The 18,425-nt window shown below is 52.9% G+C and carries 18 protein-coding genes and 1 pseudogene; 18 read left to right on the top strand and 1 reads right to left on the bottom strand.

What is annotated here, in order from left to right; genetic code table 11:
• Nucleotides 1-521: 521 nt before the first annotated feature.
• Nucleotides 522-1,001, bottom strand: coding sequence for a hypothetical protein (locus ACFQDL_RS31080; protein WP_379913638.1), 480 nt, complete (start codon nt 999-1,001; stop codon nt 522-524).
• Nucleotides 1,002-2,767: 1,766 nt separating this feature from the next.
• Here ACFQDL_RS31080 and ACFQDL_RS31085 point away from each other — a divergent pair.
• From ACFQDL_RS31085 to ACFQDL_RS31170, 18 genes and pseudogenes are all read left to right on the top strand, one after another.
• The gene (locus ACFQDL_RS31085; RefSeq protein ID WP_379913640.1) at nt 2,768-4,165 is read left to right on the top strand and encodes a replication initiation protein; all 1,398 of its coding nucleotides are present in this window, start codon (nt 2,768-2,770) and stop codon (nt 4,163-4,165) included.
• A gap of 356 nt (nt 4,166-4,521) precedes the next feature.
• On the top strand, nt 4,522-4,938 hold the full coding sequence (locus tag ACFQDL_RS31090; protein WP_379913642.1) for a hypothetical protein: 417 nt from the start codon (nt 4,522-4,524) through the stop codon (nt 4,936-4,938).
• A gap of 419 nt (nt 4,939-5,357) precedes the next feature.
• Nucleotides 5,358-5,867: a hypothetical protein gene (locus tag ACFQDL_RS31095; RefSeq protein ID WP_379913644.1), complete on the top strand. Its 510-nt coding sequence runs from the start codon at nt 5,358-5,360 to the stop codon at nt 5,865-5,867.
• Complete coding sequence (locus tag ACFQDL_RS31100; RefSeq protein WP_379913646.1) at nt 5,860-6,387, top strand: hypothetical protein; 528 nt, start codon at nt 5,860-5,862, stop codon at nt 6,385-6,387. Before ACFQDL_RS31095 ends, ACFQDL_RS31100 begins: the two co-directional genes overlap by 8 nt.
• Before the next feature lie 823 nt (nt 6,388-7,210).
• Nucleotides 7,211-7,453, top strand: coding sequence for a hypothetical protein (locus tag ACFQDL_RS31105; protein ID WP_379913648.1), 243 nt, complete (start codon nt 7,211-7,213; stop codon nt 7,451-7,453).
• 40 nt (nt 7,454-7,493) lie between these two features.
• Nucleotides 7,494-7,790, top strand: a complete 297-nt coding sequence (locus ACFQDL_RS31110) for a hypothetical protein (protein ID WP_379913650.1) — start codon at nt 7,494-7,496, stop codon at nt 7,788-7,790.
• A gap of 1 nt (nt 7,791) precedes the next feature.
• Nucleotides 7,792-8,295 (top strand): hypothetical protein, encoded by a 504-nt coding sequence (locus ACFQDL_RS31115; protein ID WP_379913651.1) that lies wholly within the window; start codon nt 7,792-7,794, stop codon nt 8,293-8,295.
• Nucleotides 8,296-8,449: 154 nt separating this feature from the next.
• Entirely contained in the window at nt 8,450-9,409 is a 960-nt protein-coding gene (sppA, locus tag ACFQDL_RS31120; RefSeq protein ID WP_379913653.1) for a signal peptide peptidase SppA, read from the top strand.
• A gap of 14 nt (nt 9,410-9,423) precedes the next feature.
• Nucleotides 9,424-10,296: a DsbA family protein gene (locus ACFQDL_RS31125; protein WP_379913655.1), complete on the top strand. Its 873-nt coding sequence runs from the start codon at nt 9,424-9,426 to the stop codon at nt 10,294-10,296.
• Between the two features lie 176 nt (nt 10,297-10,472).
• Entirely contained in the window at nt 10,473-11,150 is a 678-nt protein-coding gene (locus ACFQDL_RS31130; RefSeq protein WP_379913657.1) for a hypothetical protein, read from the top strand.
• A 168-nt stretch (nt 11,151-11,318) separates the two neighbouring features.
• Entirely contained in the window at nt 11,319-11,633 is a 315-nt protein-coding gene (locus tag ACFQDL_RS31135; protein ID WP_379914214.1) for an HU family DNA-binding protein, read from the top strand.
• Nucleotides 11,634-11,875: 242 nt separating this feature from the next.
• Nucleotides 11,876-12,232 (top strand): hypothetical protein, encoded by a 357-nt coding sequence (locus ACFQDL_RS31140; protein WP_379913659.1) that lies wholly within the window; start codon nt 11,876-11,878, stop codon nt 12,230-12,232.
• A gap of 85 nt (nt 12,233-12,317) precedes the next feature.
• Nucleotides 12,318-12,592, top strand: a pseudogene (locus ACFQDL_RS31145) (HU family DNA-binding protein).
• 1,358 nt (nt 12,593-13,950) lie between these two features.
• Nucleotides 13,951-14,928: a hypothetical protein gene (locus ACFQDL_RS31150; protein WP_379913661.1), complete on the top strand. Its 978-nt coding sequence runs from the start codon at nt 13,951-13,953 to the stop codon at nt 14,926-14,928.
• A 41-nt stretch (nt 14,929-14,969) separates the two neighbouring features.
• Entirely contained in the window at nt 14,970-15,932 is a 963-nt protein-coding gene (locus tag ACFQDL_RS31155; protein ID WP_379913663.1) for an endonuclease, read from the top strand.
• Nucleotides 15,933-16,096: 164 nt separating this feature from the next.
• Nucleotides 16,097-16,882, top strand: a complete 786-nt coding sequence (locus tag ACFQDL_RS31160) for a ParA family protein (RefSeq protein ID WP_379913665.1) — start codon at nt 16,097-16,099, stop codon at nt 16,880-16,882.
• Between the two features lie 3 nt (nt 16,883-16,885).
• Nucleotides 16,886-18,061 (top strand): ParB/RepB/Spo0J family partition protein, encoded by a 1,176-nt coding sequence (locus tag ACFQDL_RS31165; protein ID WP_379913667.1) that lies wholly within the window; start codon nt 16,886-16,888, stop codon nt 18,059-18,061.
• Between the two features lie 51 nt (nt 18,062-18,112).
• Nucleotides 18,113-18,385, top strand: a complete 273-nt coding sequence (locus ACFQDL_RS31170) for a helix-turn-helix domain-containing protein (protein ID WP_379914192.1) — start codon at nt 18,113-18,115, stop codon at nt 18,383-18,385.
• Nucleotides 18,386-18,425: the final 40 nt, after the last annotated feature.

The following is an 18,425-nucleotide window of genomic DNA, read 5'->3' on the forward strand; positions in this document are numbered from 1 at the left end:
CAAAATATGATTCACCAAGATCATGACTCAGTGAATAGATACCCACATAAACGGTGGGTAACCCAGGGAAAACGTACTCTACAGTATGTAGGTTCGCTGCATCGGTTTCTGTAGGTTTGTTGCATCGGTTAGAAAGCAACCAGAAAACCTATAGGTTCGCTGCATCGGTTTCAGTCTAGGGAGGGGGCAAAGTGGATATCTTCTGTAGGTTTGAAGCATCGGTTTGCTTCGGGCCACTGCAACGTCTATAGGTTCGCCGCATCGGTATGGGGAAAAGCGCCCAAACGAAGCAGAAATGCCTCTACCGCATCATAATGGTGTGGATAAGGTGGAGCCCCGAAAGTACGCTATGTAGGTTCATTGCATTGGTTTCTAGAGGTCCATTGCATCGGTTTCTATAGGTTCATTGCATCGGCTCAAAGACTCAAACTCAGGCAGGGTAAGGGCTTCAGGGCGATTTACAGCAGCTTAACCTTCTTTAACCCTTCTCTAACCCTAGTCATATAAAAGGAATTTTATAATTATCCCTCTGTCCCCATAAAAACGGTCAGAAAATAATCAGGACCTAGTATCGGCCAAAACTCAATCAACGAGAGCACGATCATGATCACCAGGGACAAGGTAACAACGAACGCAACGTAATAACCAAGTTCGATCAGTACAGTTCTAACGGTCGCCACGAGACTGATCTCCTTGCCTGTAAAGAACTGCATGGCCTTCTGAAAGGCCAGAAGTGAAGCGAGCCCACAAAGAGAGACGACCGGGAGCACAATGTACACATGCTCCCTCAGGACAGAAGCCTTCAGCAAACCCGAAGACAATCCCAGGCCAACAAGAGCTCCTAGTGCAAAGCCTGCAGTTAGACCAGCAACTCCCCTACAGAACACCACTCTGGCTGCCTGGAGCCAAGTCAACTCGACCCCCAACCCTTTGTGAGAGGATCGCCTCACAAGAAGCATTGAGATCAGCCAGCCAACAACGATCAACTCGATGATTTCCATGGTTCTCTCCGTGCAGTGTCTTATCACCATAGACTCCGCACGATCAGTACACACGACGTAACCTATTGCCCAATCCTGGTAATCGAACGAGGACAGACAATGATTCCCCATAGCATGCCTTCCCAAAGCCCTTGGAAGGCCCTAGCAGCGATTTACAGGGAGTGGAAAGGGGATACGGCCAGAAGGGCTCTGGGAGGCCATATTTGGGTCATATACATATCGTTCCCAACGCTGGAAACGGTGGCCGGGTGACGCAGATTGGTCTCATCAACTGTTCTGACGACGCAGAGGTGCCCCAGCGACCAAGTCTGAAATGAAAGCACCTCAGAGCTGTAATTGCATTGCGTTCAAAACAGACCCTGTCAGAGTCAGAGCCTCCTGCCGCTAGCGTGAGCAGCAAGGTACTTCAGAGCGCTATCAATCGGCAGTCGCTGTAGAACATAACTACTTACAGTTTTCGTTTGCCGTTTATGTTTTCTTTAGGGGCGTTGATAAGTCATTGGTTTTTCAACGCTTTCCGGAGACCAAAGCGTGAGCTACTTGACACTGGGGCGTGTGCTAGTTGACAGAAGAGCGTCGCATACTTGACGACACAGCGGCTTTTAATTGACGCGAAAGCGTGTGGTAGTTGACGTCTTACTCGATCTACCGCGTAAAAGCGTGCGTTAGTTGACGTTTGTCCCATCAAGACCGCACAGAACCGGCTGTTCGAGACTGGTAAGGGTGATTGCGTCAAGTGGAGGCTCCGCTTTAGGCGAGTTTGAGCGTGATCTAGTTGACGCAAGGCGCCACAAGTCGCAAAAACCGTCAAGAAGGCGCTCCGCTTTGCTCGAACATTCGCTATAACGGGACAAAGTTACTGGAGACGCATGGCGTAACGTCAAGTAGAAGCTCCGGTTTGGGCGAGTGCCTGTAGACTCGGAACCCGGCTGGCAATGGATAACGTCAAGTAACAGCTCCACTACATGCCGCCACACTCGAAAAGGCTGGTCACCCATGGCCGCTTCCGACTAATTGTCAGATCGCGTCAAGTAGAGTCTCCACTTGGAAGCGGTTTAAGCGTGGTCCCGTTGACGCAAAGCACCTTGCGTTGCAAAAGCGTCAACTATCCGCTCCGGTAAGGGCCTGTACGCTCATGTTGCGACCGGTACTGGCGGCTGCTGGACTGCGAAGCGTCAACTACAGGCTCCTCTTTAGCCTTTTCTGAGCGTGCGCCAGTTGACGCGACACGCCTCCAGGCGCAAAAACGTCAAACAAGTGCTCCGCTTTGAGCTACGCCAGCACATGCTTCTGGTCGTAACCTAGACAGTCCGTTCGAGGGAGCGAGAAAAATGTCATATCGGGGCTCCGCTTCCCGCAAGGCCGCCGCATTCACGTCAACTAGATCACGCTTTGGCTCCGTATAACGTCAACCACTAGCTCCGCTTAAGTCAGCCTCCGGGTCGGCTGTCACCTACTACGGTCCGCGCCAGCACTGGGTTCTGAGATGGCGGGAGTGGGAATATGGGGTTCCCGGTGACAGCTCGGTGCCCGCAGCATTATGCGTCAACTAGAGCACGCTTTAGTCGGGATATTCGTCAATTAGAGCACGCTTTCGGACCTTGAACCGTCAAGCAGCTCACGCTTTATCCCGTGAAATCCCTTGAGTTGTGTGGCTGGTGCAGCTATAAAGCTCCCTTAAGCGTGACGTGCTTGACGATTTTTATCCTACTAACTGAGTTGAGGAAATGCCCTAATGGGCAGTCAAGGGAACACTGAGCACCTGTATGGATGAGCAAGATACCGTGCTAGAGGGCGAGTTGGTGAACGACGCAACAGCGGAACGTTCGTTCGTGCCTGAGGCCATTCAGGTTCAGGACGACCTGTTTGCGCAAGAGTTGTCCGAGCAGCGAAACGCGCTGGTCTACAAACGCAACGAGCTGATCCACGGTCAGTTCAATATGCGTACCCTTGCACTGAAGACCTTTTCCGCCGTACTGGCGCAGCTTGATCCCCGCAGCAACGAGTTCCCACCCGTCAACTTCACCCGCACCGAGCTGGCCCGTCTGGTCAAAGTGTCACGGCAGGCGATGTTCCAGCTGGTGGACGATCTGACCAACGAGTTACAGTCGGTGGTGGTCAAGGTCCCGTACATCGACAAGGACTGGGAGGATTCCGTACGCGCCGAGCGCAGCGCCGCCAAACGAGAGGGGCGGCCTGAACGGCCTATCCCCCGGCCTAAGGCCGATGACAGCTTCGTCAAGGTGAACCTGTTCCAGAAAGCGATCTACAACGCCGAGGCCAACCTGATTACCTTTGTGTTCAACGAACGGTTGAAGGACTATCTGGTAGACCTCCGTGGCAATTTCACTTACTACCAGTTGAATAGCGTGATCTCGATGTCGTCGGGCCACGCCATCCGCATGTACGAAATACTGCGGGCAGCCCTATCATTGAAGGCGGTGGAGTCCGGGGTGTTGGTGGCCTACAAGGACATCGACTATCAGGAGCTGCGTGACATGCTGGCGATAGCGCCGGAAGCTTATCCCCGGTTCTCGCTGTTCGAGCGTGATCTGCTACGCAGGGTGCAGAAACAGATGGACGGTGGCGATCTCACCTTCACCTACAGCTTGCCGGATCGCATTGGGCCGGGGCGCAAACGTGCACCCGTTAAGACGATCCGCTTCCGGATCATGGCAACAATGGTGCCCTCCAGCAGCGGGGACTGGAAACTGACTCTCGTGCAGACCTTTACGCAAGCCGCTCGCACGAAGCTGAAAAACAGCTTCACCGAGGCCCGGTTACAACGCAATGTCGAGTATTACCACGATCAGCTGGTAGATGGGCTGAAGGTGACACGGGCATCGAGTTGGCTGCGCAAGGCGTTCTCCGAGGACTATGCCGGTATCGCGCAGCTGAAGTCAGGTGTCCATGTCCGTGAGGCGATGCAGGCCGACTTCCTCCGCGACCAGTTGCTCAAGCTCTGGCTCACGCTGCCAGCTGAAGATCAGGACAGCTTCCTGACGAACGGTTTCGAGTGCGAGAGCATCGACATGATGTACCAACTCTACCGCACCTTGCGCGTCAAGAAAGACAGCGAGAGCGCTGGCGCCAAGCAGACCGCCCGTTCCAAGAGAGAGGCCGTGACGGAAGCTGTGATGGACATCAAGGATGTTGATTGGTGAGGGAGCCTGCCAGCTGCGCCCTCGATGGATAGTTGTGGAGTTGGCAGAAAACTTCGGGTATCCGGAGTTTGCTGTTAAGTACCGCATCAGTCGGAAGATCCGACAAGCGTTCCTTATCATGCTTCGCCGTCTCTTCGTCAACGACCTTGCCGATTGGTTCAGAGACCCTGGGTCTGTCGAACATTGCGTCCACGGCATCAATGATCAGGTTTCCGTTAGATCCGGTAACAGGCTGGAAATCTGGTATTGACCGCGGCTCCCCAGGGCCGTGAAATTCTTTTCACCTTGGTTGTCCGCTATTCGGCTTTTACCCGTCTTATAGGAATAGAGGCTACGTAAATGAGGAGAAGACGAATATGCATCGGTTCCTAATGGCATCGTTCTGGAAAGCGGGTGCCCTCGTGATTGGTGCGATTGCTCTTGTGATCTGCTATCAGTTTGCCACAACAATCAGCGCTGCCAACAATGTGCTTGAGACCGCAGAGAGCGAACTGGAAAGGGCCACTCCCCCTGAGGTTTACAGGGCGTGGGACAGTTGCAATAGGGGGCTGGACGATAACGCCGATAGGCGGGTTCTCTCCAAGCATCAGTGCCAGTTGGATGCGCTGAGCGTCGCCCAGGAAATTGGCCAGGCCAGGACGGCTGATTGGGCTTTTTCTGAATACAACCGGGCTCTGCATGAGGTTGCGGCGCAGATTGAACGCGACATGCCTTGGCCGCTTTCGGTGGTCATCGATCCGCTATACAGGCTGGTCATGAGATCGCTTGGCTAAGGCACAGTTGCCTCCCCCGACTTTCCGTGAAAGCCAGCAAAGATTAGTGTTAACGTTTGGTGGCTGGAGCCAATCCCTCTATGCCAGCAAACATCCCTGCTCTACTACCTCTGCGTCCTCGATCTCTATTGGTTTCGCCTCGTTGGACACATCAAGGAGCATCGTCATAGGCGTGAGTCATTTGTAGATCTCCCACTCTCAACCCGCTGTTCTTTTAAAATTTCTTGGCTATTTACAGTATCAAATTATAATGCTGTAATATAGGCGAATCACGAGGGCCTCGAAAAGCGCTCCAAAGAGACCTTTCTAAAAGCCGAGAAAGGCGGGAAGTCGCCTTGGTGAAATCGTAAAGTGCTTTTATGAGACCTTTACGAGCGAACAGAGAAAAGCGGATAGACCAAGCACAGGAGAAGTCTCTTATGCACTCGGCCTTTGACGGGGGCATCGCACCAGAACAAGGAATCGATGTGGACGGCAAAACTTCGAGGGTTGGTACAACGATGAACACTGAATCTGAGTGGCATGAAGAGCTAACGCTGATACTCGATGCGCTAAATGATGCCCCACTAGAGTGTGATGGTATGACCTATGCCATCAGCGTTGTGCTCACCCAGGCAGGTATACGGCACCGATGCCTTTTGGGGTACGTACGCGACAAACAAACAGGCAACTGTGTAGCGCCACACTTTTGGATTCAGCTGGCCGATGGATGGATCGTGGACTTCAGGCTACGTATGTGGCTCGGCGACGAAGACCGGATACCGCATGGCGTGTTTCATCCCAGCTCCTGGCCAGATCTCAACTATGAGGGCAGCTACCGCGAACGGATGGACACCATCAACCCTCTTGTCTTGGAAGTCATGACGGAGGGAAAACTTTCACATGTGAAAGTTCCACGAGGGTTTGCAGAGGAAAATCCTGATGTCTGAATTTGACTTCGACAAAGAGGTAGCGACAGCGCAACTGGAGGCAGCTGGTTGGGGGATGGATGCTTTCAATCATGGCAATCCATTCGAGAGCCATTTCTTGTACGTGCGGGACTACCGCAACGACCATACCCGGCTATTCACCATCAAGCAGTCTGATTTCGAGGTGATCAACCTGCCTTTGCACATGACCCCCGAATTGCTGGCTGGAGTCGTTGCCGATCTGATGTTAAGCGCGGCGGATGGCAAGTTGAACGTTAAAGACGAAAAGCGCATTGTTCCTGGTCTAGTCGGATACGCTAAAGCCACGGAGACCTACCGGAGTTGGCGCCGAGTCTCAGCGATTGACGAGCGTCTGCATCTGGTCATCAACATTTATCCGCACCATGGACATGTTGGATTCTTGAGACCCTTGATCTTGAGGACACCGAACATCGTTCTAACAGCTGCTGAAGTCCTGATGTACTCGGCTCAGGTGCGTGACATAGATGAACGCAAGCACCCCGAGTGGTTTGGCCGGTAGAATCTTCGCGGACTGGAGATATACCATGACGACGGTGCTGCTATGGGGGGCTGCTCTGCTCTTGGCTCCTTACTTGATCGCCAAAGCCGACCTTTGGCGGAAGTCAGCGAAACTCCTGCGTCGGGCGGACATGGCAGAGCTGTACCGCTGGTGGAATAAGGAGAATATGCCTCGGGAGCTACGAGGGGCGATCCTCTTCCTGAATGAGCAGGAAGTCAGAACCTCTACGCCAGTCCCCTTGCACGGTCGTGTCGACCAGGTTTTCAGGACGCGGAAGGGCCTCCTTATACCGGTGGATACAAAAGCCCGAGAGTCATTTCGCATCTACAAGTCAGACATTATTCAACTCTCTGTGTATCGGATCATCTTGGAGCGCATGTACGGTTCCCAGTACCGTGTCAGCAACCGAGGATATGTCCGAATCGCTATGCAAACAGGGAACGACGAAATTATCCGGTACATACCAGTACGCCTGCTGCCGGAAAGCACCGTTGTTGGTCTGTGGCATCGGTACAAGGCCCTGCAAAGCGGACGCAAACAGAGGCAATGCGCCTGCGACGGGAGTTTGCACTAAACAGAAAATCTTTCACATGTGAAAGATTGCCTGCCCTGCTCGTGCAGGGGGAATCCTAGATACCTGGAAAGAGACAGATCCGTCCTGTCCCGTAGACGTGGCAGATTCCAAGAATGGTGTGACCCTGCGGGGCTCTGAAATCTTTCACATGTGAAAGATTCTGAGAAATCGCTGTAAGTACCCAAAAAGGTCAAAAGTGCGGGCTTGCATATTCTGGGATTCGTGTATCGTAAATCCCAGGAGGTGCCCATGGCTTGTGGTCAGCGAAGCATAATGACGGTGGCGGTGATCGCAGCATCCGCTTCCGCCCTGTTCTTTCAGAAAATCGGACTCAGCATTCTTCTTGGCTTCGTTGCGTGGTTCTTGACTTGGGGCCTGGTAAAGGAAGAGATCGAGTCGCAGGGCCTGATGCGATTTCGGGCAAGTCGGCGAAGGAAGGCCGCATCGAAGGCCTTCGAGGAAATTGATAAGCGCGGATCCGGAGATCTATGAGCGGTTCTTCGGGAAGCTGACGTAGCATAAGGATAGAACGATGACTAAAACCGCAGAAACAGTTCGTTCCGGACAGATCGACAATAGCAAGCTGATGCAGGCTGGTTTCGCCCAGTGCGTCTTCATCCTTTTACAGAGTGTCGCCTTCCCTGAACTGGGAACTCTTGGCGCCATTGTGGCTGCCCAATGCGCTCTGATGCCCTGGGCGATTCCTTTGGTCCGGAAGGTGCCAGCCATGGCAGTTGCCATGTCCCTGACCTCAATGGTGCTGACACCGGCATTTAGCCTCCTGTGCCAGCAGGTTGGCGGCGTTCTGAAGGGAATTATTGGGGTCTGATATGGCAGAGATTCGTGCCCCTTTCGCATATTCCCTGCTCTTGGACAAAGGAGTGAATGAAAAAGAGTTGGCGGATATCGGGTTCCGTACCGGGTACTGGGTACATAAGGAAGGGGTTGAGTTGGCAGGAGAGCAACTGGGCATCCCCACCAATCAGCTTCTTATCAACCCCGAAAAAGCAGCCAATCAGCGATTCAAGAGCAAGCTGCGTGGGAATTTGGCGTCTTACCTGTTCGAGTATGACGGTGCGTTCCGATATTCATCAACTCCGGATTACATGCGGTCACTGGGGCTCGAAAAGTGTGGTGACAACGCGCTCCCAGTACGGGTTATGGATGCTCTGCATCTGGAGCAGGTGCTTTATCAGGTAATTGCCAGGGCCAAGCACTTGCTTGGTGCGTTGGATTCCAAACTTGTCACATCAGAGCACACTACAGTCTTCAAGGATCAGTACGCGCCAGGGCGCTTTAAGTTGAGAGCCTCGGGAGGTGGCAAGGCTTACTGATCCATCAAAGGAATCACAGATGTTTACGGAGTCGATTATCAACGATTCCATCGGCAGATTAGAAAACTTCGTGTGCCCCCTTCCAAGATGACCAATGATGAGTGGCGCGAATGTATTCAGTCTGCTTCAAGAAATGTCATGAGGAATAAGTCTGATGTCTGAGCAAACGAACGGTATTCCTTGGGAAAGGGAGTTGTTGCGGGACTATATGTTCACTCTTCATAAGGAGCAAGTGAAGGACAGGCGTTACCGGATAGCCTTGAAGATTCTGAGGGCTGTGGCCCTGATCTTGATGATAGTGGCCGTATTGAGCCTTGGGGCTGGCTCGTCTGGTATGCCGTGGGATATTGGTGACGCGCAAGGGACTCATACCGCCTATATCAACATTCGCGGAGAGATCGCGGTTGGCACGGTAGCTGATGCAGACCACCTAATTCCGTCGATCCAGGCGGCGTTTGAGAATGACAATGCTAAGGCAGTGGTGCTCCGTATCGATAGTCCTGGCGGTAGCCCTGTCCAATCAGGGAGAGTGTATGAAGAGATCCGTGCTCAAAAAGCGCTTCACCCAGATAAGAAAGTGTACGCGGTGATCGGTGACATCGGCGCGTCAGGTGGATACTACATCGCGGCGGCTGCCGATGAGATATATGCGGATCAGGCCAGCCTTGTTGGGTCCATTGGCGTGATCTCTTCAGGGTTTGGATTCACTGGTTTGATGGAAAAACTGGGCATCGAGCGTCGAGCCATTACGGCAGGTGACAATAAGGCCCTGCTGGATCCGTTCTCTCCTCTCAACAAGCAAACCCGAGAGTTCTGGGAGTCTGTGTTGGCAAAGACCCATCAGCAATTCATCCAGCGTGTAAAAGAAGGCCGTGGCGACCGACTGAAAAATGATCCGCGTATTTTCTCCGGGCTTATCTGGAATGGCGAACAGGCTCTGGAAATAGGCTTGATCGACGGCCTGGGCAGCATGAACTCGCTGGCGCGGGATGTGATTGGGGAAACCAACCTGGTGGACTACAGCCCTTCCCGAGACTTGCTACAGAAGCTGACACAACGGGCCAAAGTTGCCGTATCCGCTTTTACCCAGGAAGCCTCGATCCGCGTGTACTGAAGGAACAACGTAGCATGAGAAAAAGACAGAAGAAGACCAAGGCGAATGGCCCGATGATCTTGATGGGGGCAGCGCTTATCGGTGTGCTGGGCATTGCTAGCGCCGGGATGTTCTACACGACCAAAGCCGTTTCTGCCCTTCAGGCCGAGGTAACTGAGCTCCGAGTCGAAGTTAGCGAGGCAGCGCAGAATCAAACGGCTCCGGAAGACTTCCAGTACGCAGTGGCGCGGAGCTTGGAAACACTCGCGCAGAAGAAACTGAAAGAGCAGATCGATGCCAAATATGAAGAGTATGCGGCTGCCGCCGAGCCGGTACCGGGAGGAAAGAGCATCTACGGCAATGTTAATGCCCGGTTTACCCTGGTGGAGTTCTCTGATCTGGAGTGTCCGTTCTGCAAACGGTTCCACGATACCCCGAAACAAATTGTTGATGCCAGCAAGGGGAATGTGAATTGGCAGTGGAAACACCTGCCCCTGTCATTTCACAACCCGGCGGCTAATCAGCAGGCATTGGCAGCAGAGTGTGTCCGAGAGCAACAGGGCAACCAAGGCTTTTGGGTGTTCCTTGCGGAAGTGTTCAAGCATACACGCGGCAACGGCCAAGGCGTTCCAGCGCTGGTAGAGATCATTGAAGGGGTTGGTGCTGACGTTTCCGAAGTCCGGGAGTGCATGGCCGAGGGGCGCTATAACGACAAGATTGAAGCTGATACTCAACAGGCGGTAAGCCATGGCATTAATGGTACACCTGCCACATTCGTTATAGACAACACGACGGGGAAGACCCAGCTCTTGACTGGAGCACAACCCGCCCAAGCCATTATGGCCGCGATCCGCAAGATGATGGCGGAGCAAGAAGCGCAAGCCGCAGCAGGGGCTACTGGGGAATGAAGGCCGTCGCAAAGCTGGCAAGCATGGGATGATTTCCCAGTTGGGTTTAAAGCATCAGGTGGATGCCTGGTATGCGGATGACGCAAAACTATAGCTTGCGCGTGATTGGAGTACTCCAGTTGTCGCACCAGAACAAATCAACTTCTCATATCCCACAACCGAGAGGAACTTATTGTATGGCTAAAAACATCGACTTTTTCTTTGGGGAATACTACAGCGAGGAAGGTGCCTCGATCCCCCTGCGCAAGATGGAAAACCTGAGCGATAAGGTGGAACCTGCATTCTTCACCCGCCAGTTGAATCGCTTTCTGGCTGAGCATGACGGCCATTTAAGGGTTTCGGATGGCACATCTCACCCTCCATTCTGGAAGTTCATCGACAGCATCCAGCCTTCATCAGTGGGCTACATCGAGATTTATGCTCGCACAGACATCAACAACAACGTGGATGCAACACTGGCCTGCGACATCGTATTGGACAATGGCATTGTGTCTGTGGTCCCGCATTGGTGCGCGTACAAGGACATCCGAGCGGATGAGATTGTCAAGACTCTTCTCGTCCCGCTTTATCTGAAGGGCCTGAATGTCCGCACCTACCTACGCTGGGATGACGGTAAAACCGAGACGTTGTCCAGCGGCATGGATTGGGGGTATGAGGAAGCGCTGAAGGCAGTATTCAAGCTCTCCAAGTACCCCTCAGCAGGCGTCCCGATGTTTGACGACGACCGAAGGCGGTTCCGCTACAACATCAGAGAGCTGAAGCTCGCCAACGAAGTAGGCAAAGAAAACCTGAGCGGCGAAGCGGCTTGGGAGAGTCTGCGTAAGCGTCGTGAAGCCTCGGCTGAAGCCGGATAATCCAATACCTCGAATAAGACTTTGTAGAGAAAGTAGCCGAACAAACTGATGTCAGCTTGGCGTGAGCCGATCGAGTCATCAAGGCAATGACCGACGCCGTGACCAAGGAGCTTGCAAGCGGTGGCAGCGTTGCGCTGACGGGCTTCGGCGTTTTCCAGGTACAGGACGGTGCTGCGTACAGACCGGAACCCGCAGGGCGGAGAAACCATCAAGATAGCTGCGGTCAAAAAACAGCTTCAAAGCGGGTTAGGGCCTGAAAGGCGCAGTGAGCGACAAGTAAATCTTTCACATGTGAAAGAAAAAGATCCTCTGCCTTCTCGCAGGCTTGTTGCTAAGGCGGAGGGAGAACATTACTACGTCCCCTTCCTTCTAACCATGCTCGGCTTGATCTGCGGCTTAGGGCAGGAGTGGAGATGGCGCGACAGCATCAAAACGACCACCCTCATAACATTAGTCATCATGATTGCCGGGGTCTATGCGTAAATATTATGGGGGCTTTGACGTGGTTACGCTAGTAACCTACACAATCACTGGAGCGCTGATTCTGGCTATGTGGTGGTGCATAGGGGGCCATAGATCGAACTCGCCCCTTTCAGTTGGTGGGACGACACCTGGCAAGGCTTGCCGCAACAAAGTGGTTCCAGCGTACCATGATATTCCTGCTCATAGCTGGCTCTACCGGGATCACAGTTTATGCCAATTGTTTGTAGCGTTGAGGAGACATCATGCAAATCAGCGACGATATTACAAAGCTGTTCGACAGCTTTGGAGATGCAGAGGTCGTCACCAGAGACATGCTTGTCAGTCAGGCAGACTTGATCCGGGATATCAGTGAAAAGTGCAAGGGCACCGGACTGTTTCGGGAAAGTAAGGAGCGATTCGAGGAATTCGTCGAGGCCATTGAAGTTGACGAGAATGTGGATGACCGGCTGACACATGCATGGACATGGCTTATGGACCGAATCGTTAAGGCCCCTACCCGCCTCCACATGGATGGAGCTCTCATATTGACTATGCCACTGGTGGAGCGTTACTTACCACCTCCGGAATCATCCCAGGAGCCCACAAACCATCGTGGTTGATAGGAAAGCAGATCGACATACTCGCTGCTTCGAGAGTTCCGCGAAGGCGGGGCAATGCAACGTTGAAACAAAGTAGGAAAATAGCATGAACAAAAGCGAACTGATCGTGAAGGTAGCTGAGGCGGCAGACATCAGCAAGGCGAAGGCCGAAGCCGCTATTAACGCCGTCGTTGCGACTATTACGGAAGAACTCAAGGCTGGTGACACGGTGGCTTTGACCGGATTCGGGACCTTCCAAGTCAAGGAGCGAAGCGCGCGCATGGGGCGAAACCCACAGACCGGCAAGACCATCAATATCGCCGCTGCGAAGCTCCTGGATTCAAGGCCGGAAAGGGGCTGAAGGACGCCGTGAACAGGTAGAAATCTTTCACATGTGAAAGAAGTGGCCGGGAGTCCCCGGCCTCAGTCATCTGCACCCGGACGATACAGAAAGAGAAGATCTTACCCAGCCTGCCGGAGGTGTGGCGACTCGATCCGGCAGCCGCATTCCCCATGAGTGTAGGAAGAACAGCGGTGTGGCGATGTCAGAGGAGGTCCACTGCTCGCGTGGTCCTCGCCAGCGCGGAAGTACCGTGGGGGCATAAAAATCTTTCACATGTGAAAGATTGCCTCCCCGCTCGTGCAGGGGTGGAACCCTAGATCGTTGTCTGGAAAGAGGCTAGATACGTCCTGTCCCGTAGGCGCGGCGGATTCGCGGCGGATTCTAAGAGCAATGTGGCATTGTTGGGGGACTGGAATTTTTCACATGTGAAAGAAATGGTCGGGAGTACCCGGTCGCAGTTATCTGCACCAGGACGATACAGGCAGAGAGGATCTTACCCGGCCTGCCGAAGATGTGACGACTGGATCTGGCAGCTGCATTCCCCACGAGTGTAGGGAGAACAGCAGATTGGCGATGTCAGAGGAGGTCCACTGCTCGCGTGGTCCTCGCCAGCGCGGAAGTACCGTGGGGGCACAAAAATCTTTCACATGTGAAAGATTGCCTCCCTGCTCGTGCAGGGGTGGAACCCTAGATCGTCATCTGGAAAGAGGCTAGATACGTCCTGTCCCGCAAGCGCGGCGGATGCCAAGAGAGCAGTGAGCTTGTTGAGGGCTGAAATCTTTCACATGTGGAAGATTGGTGCTCCCCGCAGGACGGAGGGGATCGATAGTTTCACGATGGTAGAGGGCCTCTACTCTCGTGTTCACCGCAAGCGCTGAGTACAGCTGAGGCGATAAAAATCTTTCACATGTGAAAGATTTCCTTCCCCTTTCATGCAGGGGTGAATTCTAGATCGTTATCTGGAAAGAGGCTAGATACGTCCTATCCCGCAAACGCGGCGGATGCCAAGAGAGCAGTGAGCTTGTTGGGGGCTGAAATCTTTCACATATGAAAGATTGGTGCTCCCCGCAGGACGGAGGGGATCGATAGTTTCGCGATGATATAGGGCCACCACTCTCGTATTCCCCGCAAACGCGGAATACACCTGAGGCGATAAGAATCTTTCACATGTGAAAGAAAACTGGCGGTTACTTTCTTTTATGGGGGCATAAAGTGATGCTTTAAGCTGAGGGGGAAGAGAAAGAAATGGCAAACACAACAGGGAGAGGCCAACTGATTGAGTCCATTAATATAAAGTCGGCAACTCGAAGCGGGATTTCATCCGAAACGTTGAAGTACGAACCGAAGGCTGTCAAAGAGACGGCCTGCCAAGCTCTTATGCTGGGGAGGGCCTGACGTGGAAGCAATTATCGAAGAATACGTTCAATCGGTACGAACATTGCGAAAAGAAACTGAGACCTGGGAAGCAGAAAAACGTCATTATCTGGGGCGGCTCGACACGATCACCCAGGAGCATGAAGCTCGGGGCTGGTGGGATAAGTTCAGGTCATCATGGTCGTACCGTGAACATGTGGACGAGTTGACAGACAGCATCATGGCCGCGAACCGGGCCATGGAGCTAGCAAGGCAGAAGCACGTCTCGAAGCAGCAGGAAGTTCTAACACGGTTGCTCGATGCGGCAATCGAGGCAAGCCCTCGAAAGAGGGAAATTGTGGAGTTTGAGCGAGTCTATCGAGCCGTCAAAGAGATTCACGAAGGCAACGAGAAGCTTGTTTGCCTGGGTAAGAGGGCTTTAAGGGAGATAGGCGAGGCTGATTCTGCCGTATCATCTGCTCAAGCAATGGAGGTGTTCGACCTCGCATCAGATAACAAGGGTATTTCGACCCTGTCTTCGATATCGAGTATCTCCGCAAGCAGTGAGATGGGAGACGCCAAAAGAGCAGTGGAGACCTTCGCCCGTGCAGTAAAGGCGCATAGGGATAGGGTGGAAGCACTGAGCCATGACACGAGCCCGGAAATAATCGACCTTGGGCTGGATATGCTCGATTTGAACGGGCGTTTTGATATTGGCAGCATTGTGTCTCTTATAAGCCTGTCTTCTGCAGACTCGGCCCTGGGTGAAGCGAAGGAACAGGTTCATCACTTACTTGGGCCAATACGGGACGCGACCAGAGCTACGGCGGAGAAATGTCAGAGAGATCTGGAGGCGTTACGAGCAGCCAAGCTGGAGGTGCTCCTAGTGGCTCAACAGGCTATTGAAGATGCTGGGGTGGCTGTGGCCGCAAACAAATTGCTGTGGAGAGTGGTGGAAAACCATGAGATGGCAATGTCTGCCTCAGATGATCGGATAGTGGTGCGTCAGCCTCTTCCTTGACTAGATAGAGTGGCAACTGGTGAGACCGTAACGGAGGACATATGAAGAAACTATGGAGCTTGCTGCTGGTGCTACTGCTTGTAGACCCGGCACTGGCGGACATCGACAGCTTCCGAGAAGCGAAAGTGCTGCTCAAGAAGGAAGTCTACTTCGACCAGACTAGGGCAGGTGAAGGCACGTTCTATTGTGGGTGTGATTGGCTATGGGTAGGTGAATCGGGGGGCAGGGTGGATTTGGCCTCCTGCGGATATGAAGTTCGCGCCCAAGAGAACCGTGCTGGCAGAACCGAGTGGGAACACGTTGTTCCTGCGTGGCTCATGGGGCACCAGAGACAGTGCTGGCAGCATGGTGGCAGGAAGAACTGCGCGGAGAATGATCCATTATTCCGGATAATGGAGGCCGACCCTCACAATCTCGTCGTAAGCATCGGGGAAGCGAACGCTGACCGCTCAAATTACCGATTCGGTATGCTACCAGAAGCGACGTCGGCCTACGGTAAATGTGACCTCAAGGTCGATTTCAAGAGCCGGGTTGTGGAGCCTCGGGATGAAGTAAAGGGGCAAGTCGCTCGCATCTATTTCTATATCCATGACCGGTACAACCTCCGGATGAGCCGTCAGCAGCAGCAGCTCATGATGGCCTGGGATCGACAGCACCCTGTGATGGACTGGGAACGGGAACGAGACACTCGCATCGCAAGGCTCGTCGGTCACCACAATCCTTTCGTAACTGGCGAAAAGGCGTGGACATTGGGCCACAAGAACAGTGCTATCGGGCTCCAGGTAGCAAGCTATACTGCCACGCCCGCCCGTGCTCAGGCTGCTAGTAGCGATGACTCGTCCAGAAATCTCGCTCTGATCAGAGGAAATAAGAGAAGCCGAGTGTATCACTTGCCGGAAGGATGCCCGAGCTATAGCAGGGTCAGTGAAAGGAATGTGGAGGAGTTCAGATCTGAGGACGAGGCGAGGGAAGCCGGTTATCGGAAGGCTGGCAATTGCCTATAAATCGATGGCTCTAACAGCACAAGGCGGCCAGGTGGCCGCTTTTTTGTATCAAAATTTGTTGTGTTAGAACTAAAAAACTATATTGTAGTATCATTATATGGGCGTTAGAATCTTTCACATGTGAAACAAGCGGGGCTTCCCGTGCGACATAGACGAGGGGATGTATGGCAAAAGTGATTAGCTTCGCCAACCAGAAAGGTGGCGTAGGCAAAAGCACTCTTTGTATCCAAACAGCCTTTTATCTTTCCCTTAAACGGAAGAAAAAAGTGCTTGTCGTGGATATGGATGGTCAGGGGAACACGTCAAGCCGGTTAGCCCCGAGGAAGACGCACGATGATGGTTCCTTCGAACCGATTCTAGCTGGCACCAAAACGGCGGAGCTGTTTGGGCACACGATGGACGGCATAGAAGTCATCAACTGTCCATCAGGCATGGATTTGATCCACACACCCAAAAACGACCCGGCGCTCTTCGAAATGGAGGCTGTTCCGCTGGATCAGGCGATGAATCCAGCCAGAAATCTGAAAGAGCTGGTTGAAGAGTACGATTACGTGCTGATCGACTGTCCGCCAAGCCTTGGGCGAAAGCTGGTGGCGGCGCTTGTGATGTCAACCCATGTGGTATGTCCCGTCAAGCTCTCTGGCTTTGCCGTGGATGGTGTGGAAGGTTTGCTCAATACCATCATCGGCATCCGGGAAGGCTACAACACGCAGCTGAACATCCTGGGGATCATCATTAATGACATGGATCGCTCAGTGAACCACGACCGTTCACTGAAAGAGCTGGAAAACTCAGTTCCAGAAATCTTGTTCAAGAACAAGATCATGCACCGCCCACCTCTTGACTCCGCAATTACTGAGGGTATTCCAGTGTGGAAGCTTCGTTACGGCCACGTGGCGGCCAAAGAGGTCGAAGCGGTGTTGAAAGAACTGTTGGCTAAAGTGGGGTAACGCATGGCTATTGGTAATTTGCAGGGTCTATCAGATCTGGCTAAAGCCGCTACTGGCAAGAAAGGTAAAGAGGTCCTCACCGTTAGCCTGGATGAAGTTGAATCCAAAGAGCAGGTTCGGAAGAGGTTCAGAAACATCGAGGAACTGGCCGATAGCATGAAGGCTGAAGGTCAGCAGAGCCCGATTATCGTATATCCAAGAAACCAACAGGGTAAGTACATTATCCAGAAAGGCGAACGTCGCTGGAGGGCTTTGCGTCTTGCTGGCATAGAGACCATCGACATTCTTGTGAATGACAAGATTCAGACCGACCTGGATGAAACTGCCGGTGAACTGATTGAAAACATTCAGCGGGATGCCTTGGCTCCATTGGAAGTCGCCAATGCCTTGAAGAAATTCGCAGATGAGGGCTGGAAGCAGTACGAGATAGCCCAGCGAATTGGCAAGAATCCCGTCTTTGTATCGACGCACCTTTCGTTGCTGAAGATGCCTGACTGTGTTCGGGAGCTGTATGACCAGGAGGTGTGCAGTGACACTGAAACGCTCAACAACCTACGCTTGCTGTTCGACCTCAATGAGGAAAGGTGCCGAGCTGTTTGCGCCGTTGCCTTGGATGAAGGCATCACCCGCAAGCAAAGCCGTGACCTTTTGAATGACGCCAGACGTATCATAGAGGAGATGGAAAACGCTGCTAAAGAATCAAGTGGCGCAGCTTTAGGTGGTGAAGATGGGGCTGGAGATGCAGCGGGAAATCCTGAGCTGGATGGTTTGGGAGAAGAGTGCGATCTTGAACCGGAAAGCAACCAGAGCCGTTCTGGCCAAAGCCCTGGTAACGATTCCGGTGGTAAGGTCGAAGAGACCGAAGCGGGCAGTGATAGCAAAGAAGATTCTAGCGAAGACACCAAGCGTCAGAAGGCTTCGAAGAAGAATTCCGAGCCGGGTCACCGAGACGCCTTGCCGCCCATTCAGGGAGACCGGGATTGGAAGTTTACTCAGCCTCATGAACTGATCGTTGTCGTTAATGTGGCAACAGATAAAGAAGTAAAGCGTGGTATCCTTTTACTGGACCGAGTATGCAAGGATCCGAAAGAAGTCTGGGTGAAAGTCGCTGAGGGCGACAAGGAGAGATCTGTCAAAGTCCTGACCTCAGACATAGAGCTCGTGAGCATGGAAGCATAACAACAGATTCATCCTCCGGTCCCTGGACGGGGCCGGTGTCTGAAGGTGAACATGAAGATATCCAACGACATGAAGCGGAAGTTTGATCTAATCAATGTGTTATCACGGTCAGAAAAGCCCAGCCTACATGATCTGCATCAGGCGACCAAAATCCCTGAGTCCACGATAAAGCGCCAACTGTCAGCTATCCGCTCAGAGTTTGGAATGAAGGTCTTGTTTATTCGGGACACTGGTGGTGAACGAGGAGCCACTGGCTATTACATCCTGACGGACTGGGGAATTATCGATAGAGACGCCTTTTTCAAACACTACATGATGCTCTAACTTCCACTCCTAGAGGGCTTGAGCCGCTTCAACGACAAAC

The organism is Marinobacterium aestuariivivens (genome assembly GCF_042661465.1).
Taxonomy (GTDB): Bacteria; Pseudomonadota; Gammaproteobacteria; order Pseudomonadales; family Balneatricaceae; genus Marinobacterium_A; species Marinobacterium_A aestuariivivens.

Coding starts and splice junctions, on each gene's coding strand:
- ACFQDL_RS31085 (WP_379913640.1), top strand. CDS start 2,768: ATGGATGAGCAAGATACCGTGCTAGAGGGCGAGTTGGTGAACGACGCA.
- ACFQDL_RS31170 (WP_379914192.1), top strand. CDS start 18,113: ATGAAGATATCCAACGACATGAAGCGGAAGTTTGATCTAATCAATGTG.
- ACFQDL_RS31160 (WP_379913665.1), top strand. CDS start 16,097: ATGGCAAAAGTGATTAGCTTCGCCAACCAGAAAGGTGGCGTAGGCAAA.
- ACFQDL_RS31100 (WP_379913646.1), top strand. CDS start 5,860: ATGTCTGAATTTGACTTCGACAAAGAGGTAGCGACAGCGCAACTGGAG.
- ACFQDL_RS31090 (WP_379913642.1), top strand. CDS start 4,522: ATGCATCGGTTCCTAATGGCATCGTTCTGGAAAGCGGGTGCCCTCGTG.
- ACFQDL_RS31095 (WP_379913644.1), top strand. CDS start 5,358: ATGCACTCGGCCTTTGACGGGGGCATCGCACCAGAACAAGGAATCGAT.
- sppA (WP_379913653.1), top strand. CDS start 8,450: ATGTCTGAGCAAACGAACGGTATTCCTTGGGAAAGGGAGTTGTTGCGG.
- ACFQDL_RS31125 (WP_379913655.1), top strand. CDS start 9,424: ATGAGAAAAAGACAGAAGAAGACCAAGGCGAATGGCCCGATGATCTTG.
- ACFQDL_RS31080 (WP_379913638.1), bottom strand. CDS start 1,001: ATGGAAATCATCGAGTTGATCGTTGTTGGCTGGCTGATCTCAATGCTT.
- ACFQDL_RS31130 (WP_379913657.1), top strand. CDS start 10,473: ATGGCTAAAAACATCGACTTTTTCTTTGGGGAATACTACAGCGAGGAA.
- ACFQDL_RS31110 (WP_379913650.1), top strand. CDS start 7,494: ATGACTAAAACCGCAGAAACAGTTCGTTCCGGACAGATCGACAATAGC.
- ACFQDL_RS31165 (WP_379913667.1), top strand. CDS start 16,886: ATGGCTATTGGTAATTTGCAGGGTCTATCAGATCTGGCTAAAGCCGCT.
- ACFQDL_RS31115 (WP_379913651.1), top strand. CDS start 7,792: ATGGCAGAGATTCGTGCCCCTTTCGCATATTCCCTGCTCTTGGACAAA.
- ACFQDL_RS31105 (WP_379913648.1), top strand. CDS start 7,211: ATGGCTTGTGGTCAGCGAAGCATAATGACGGTGGCGGTGATCGCAGCA.
- ACFQDL_RS31140 (WP_379913659.1), top strand. CDS start 11,876: ATGCAAATCAGCGACGATATTACAAAGCTGTTCGACAGCTTTGGAGAT.
- ACFQDL_RS31155 (WP_379913663.1), top strand. CDS start 14,970: ATGAAGAAACTATGGAGCTTGCTGCTGGTGCTACTGCTTGTAGACCCG.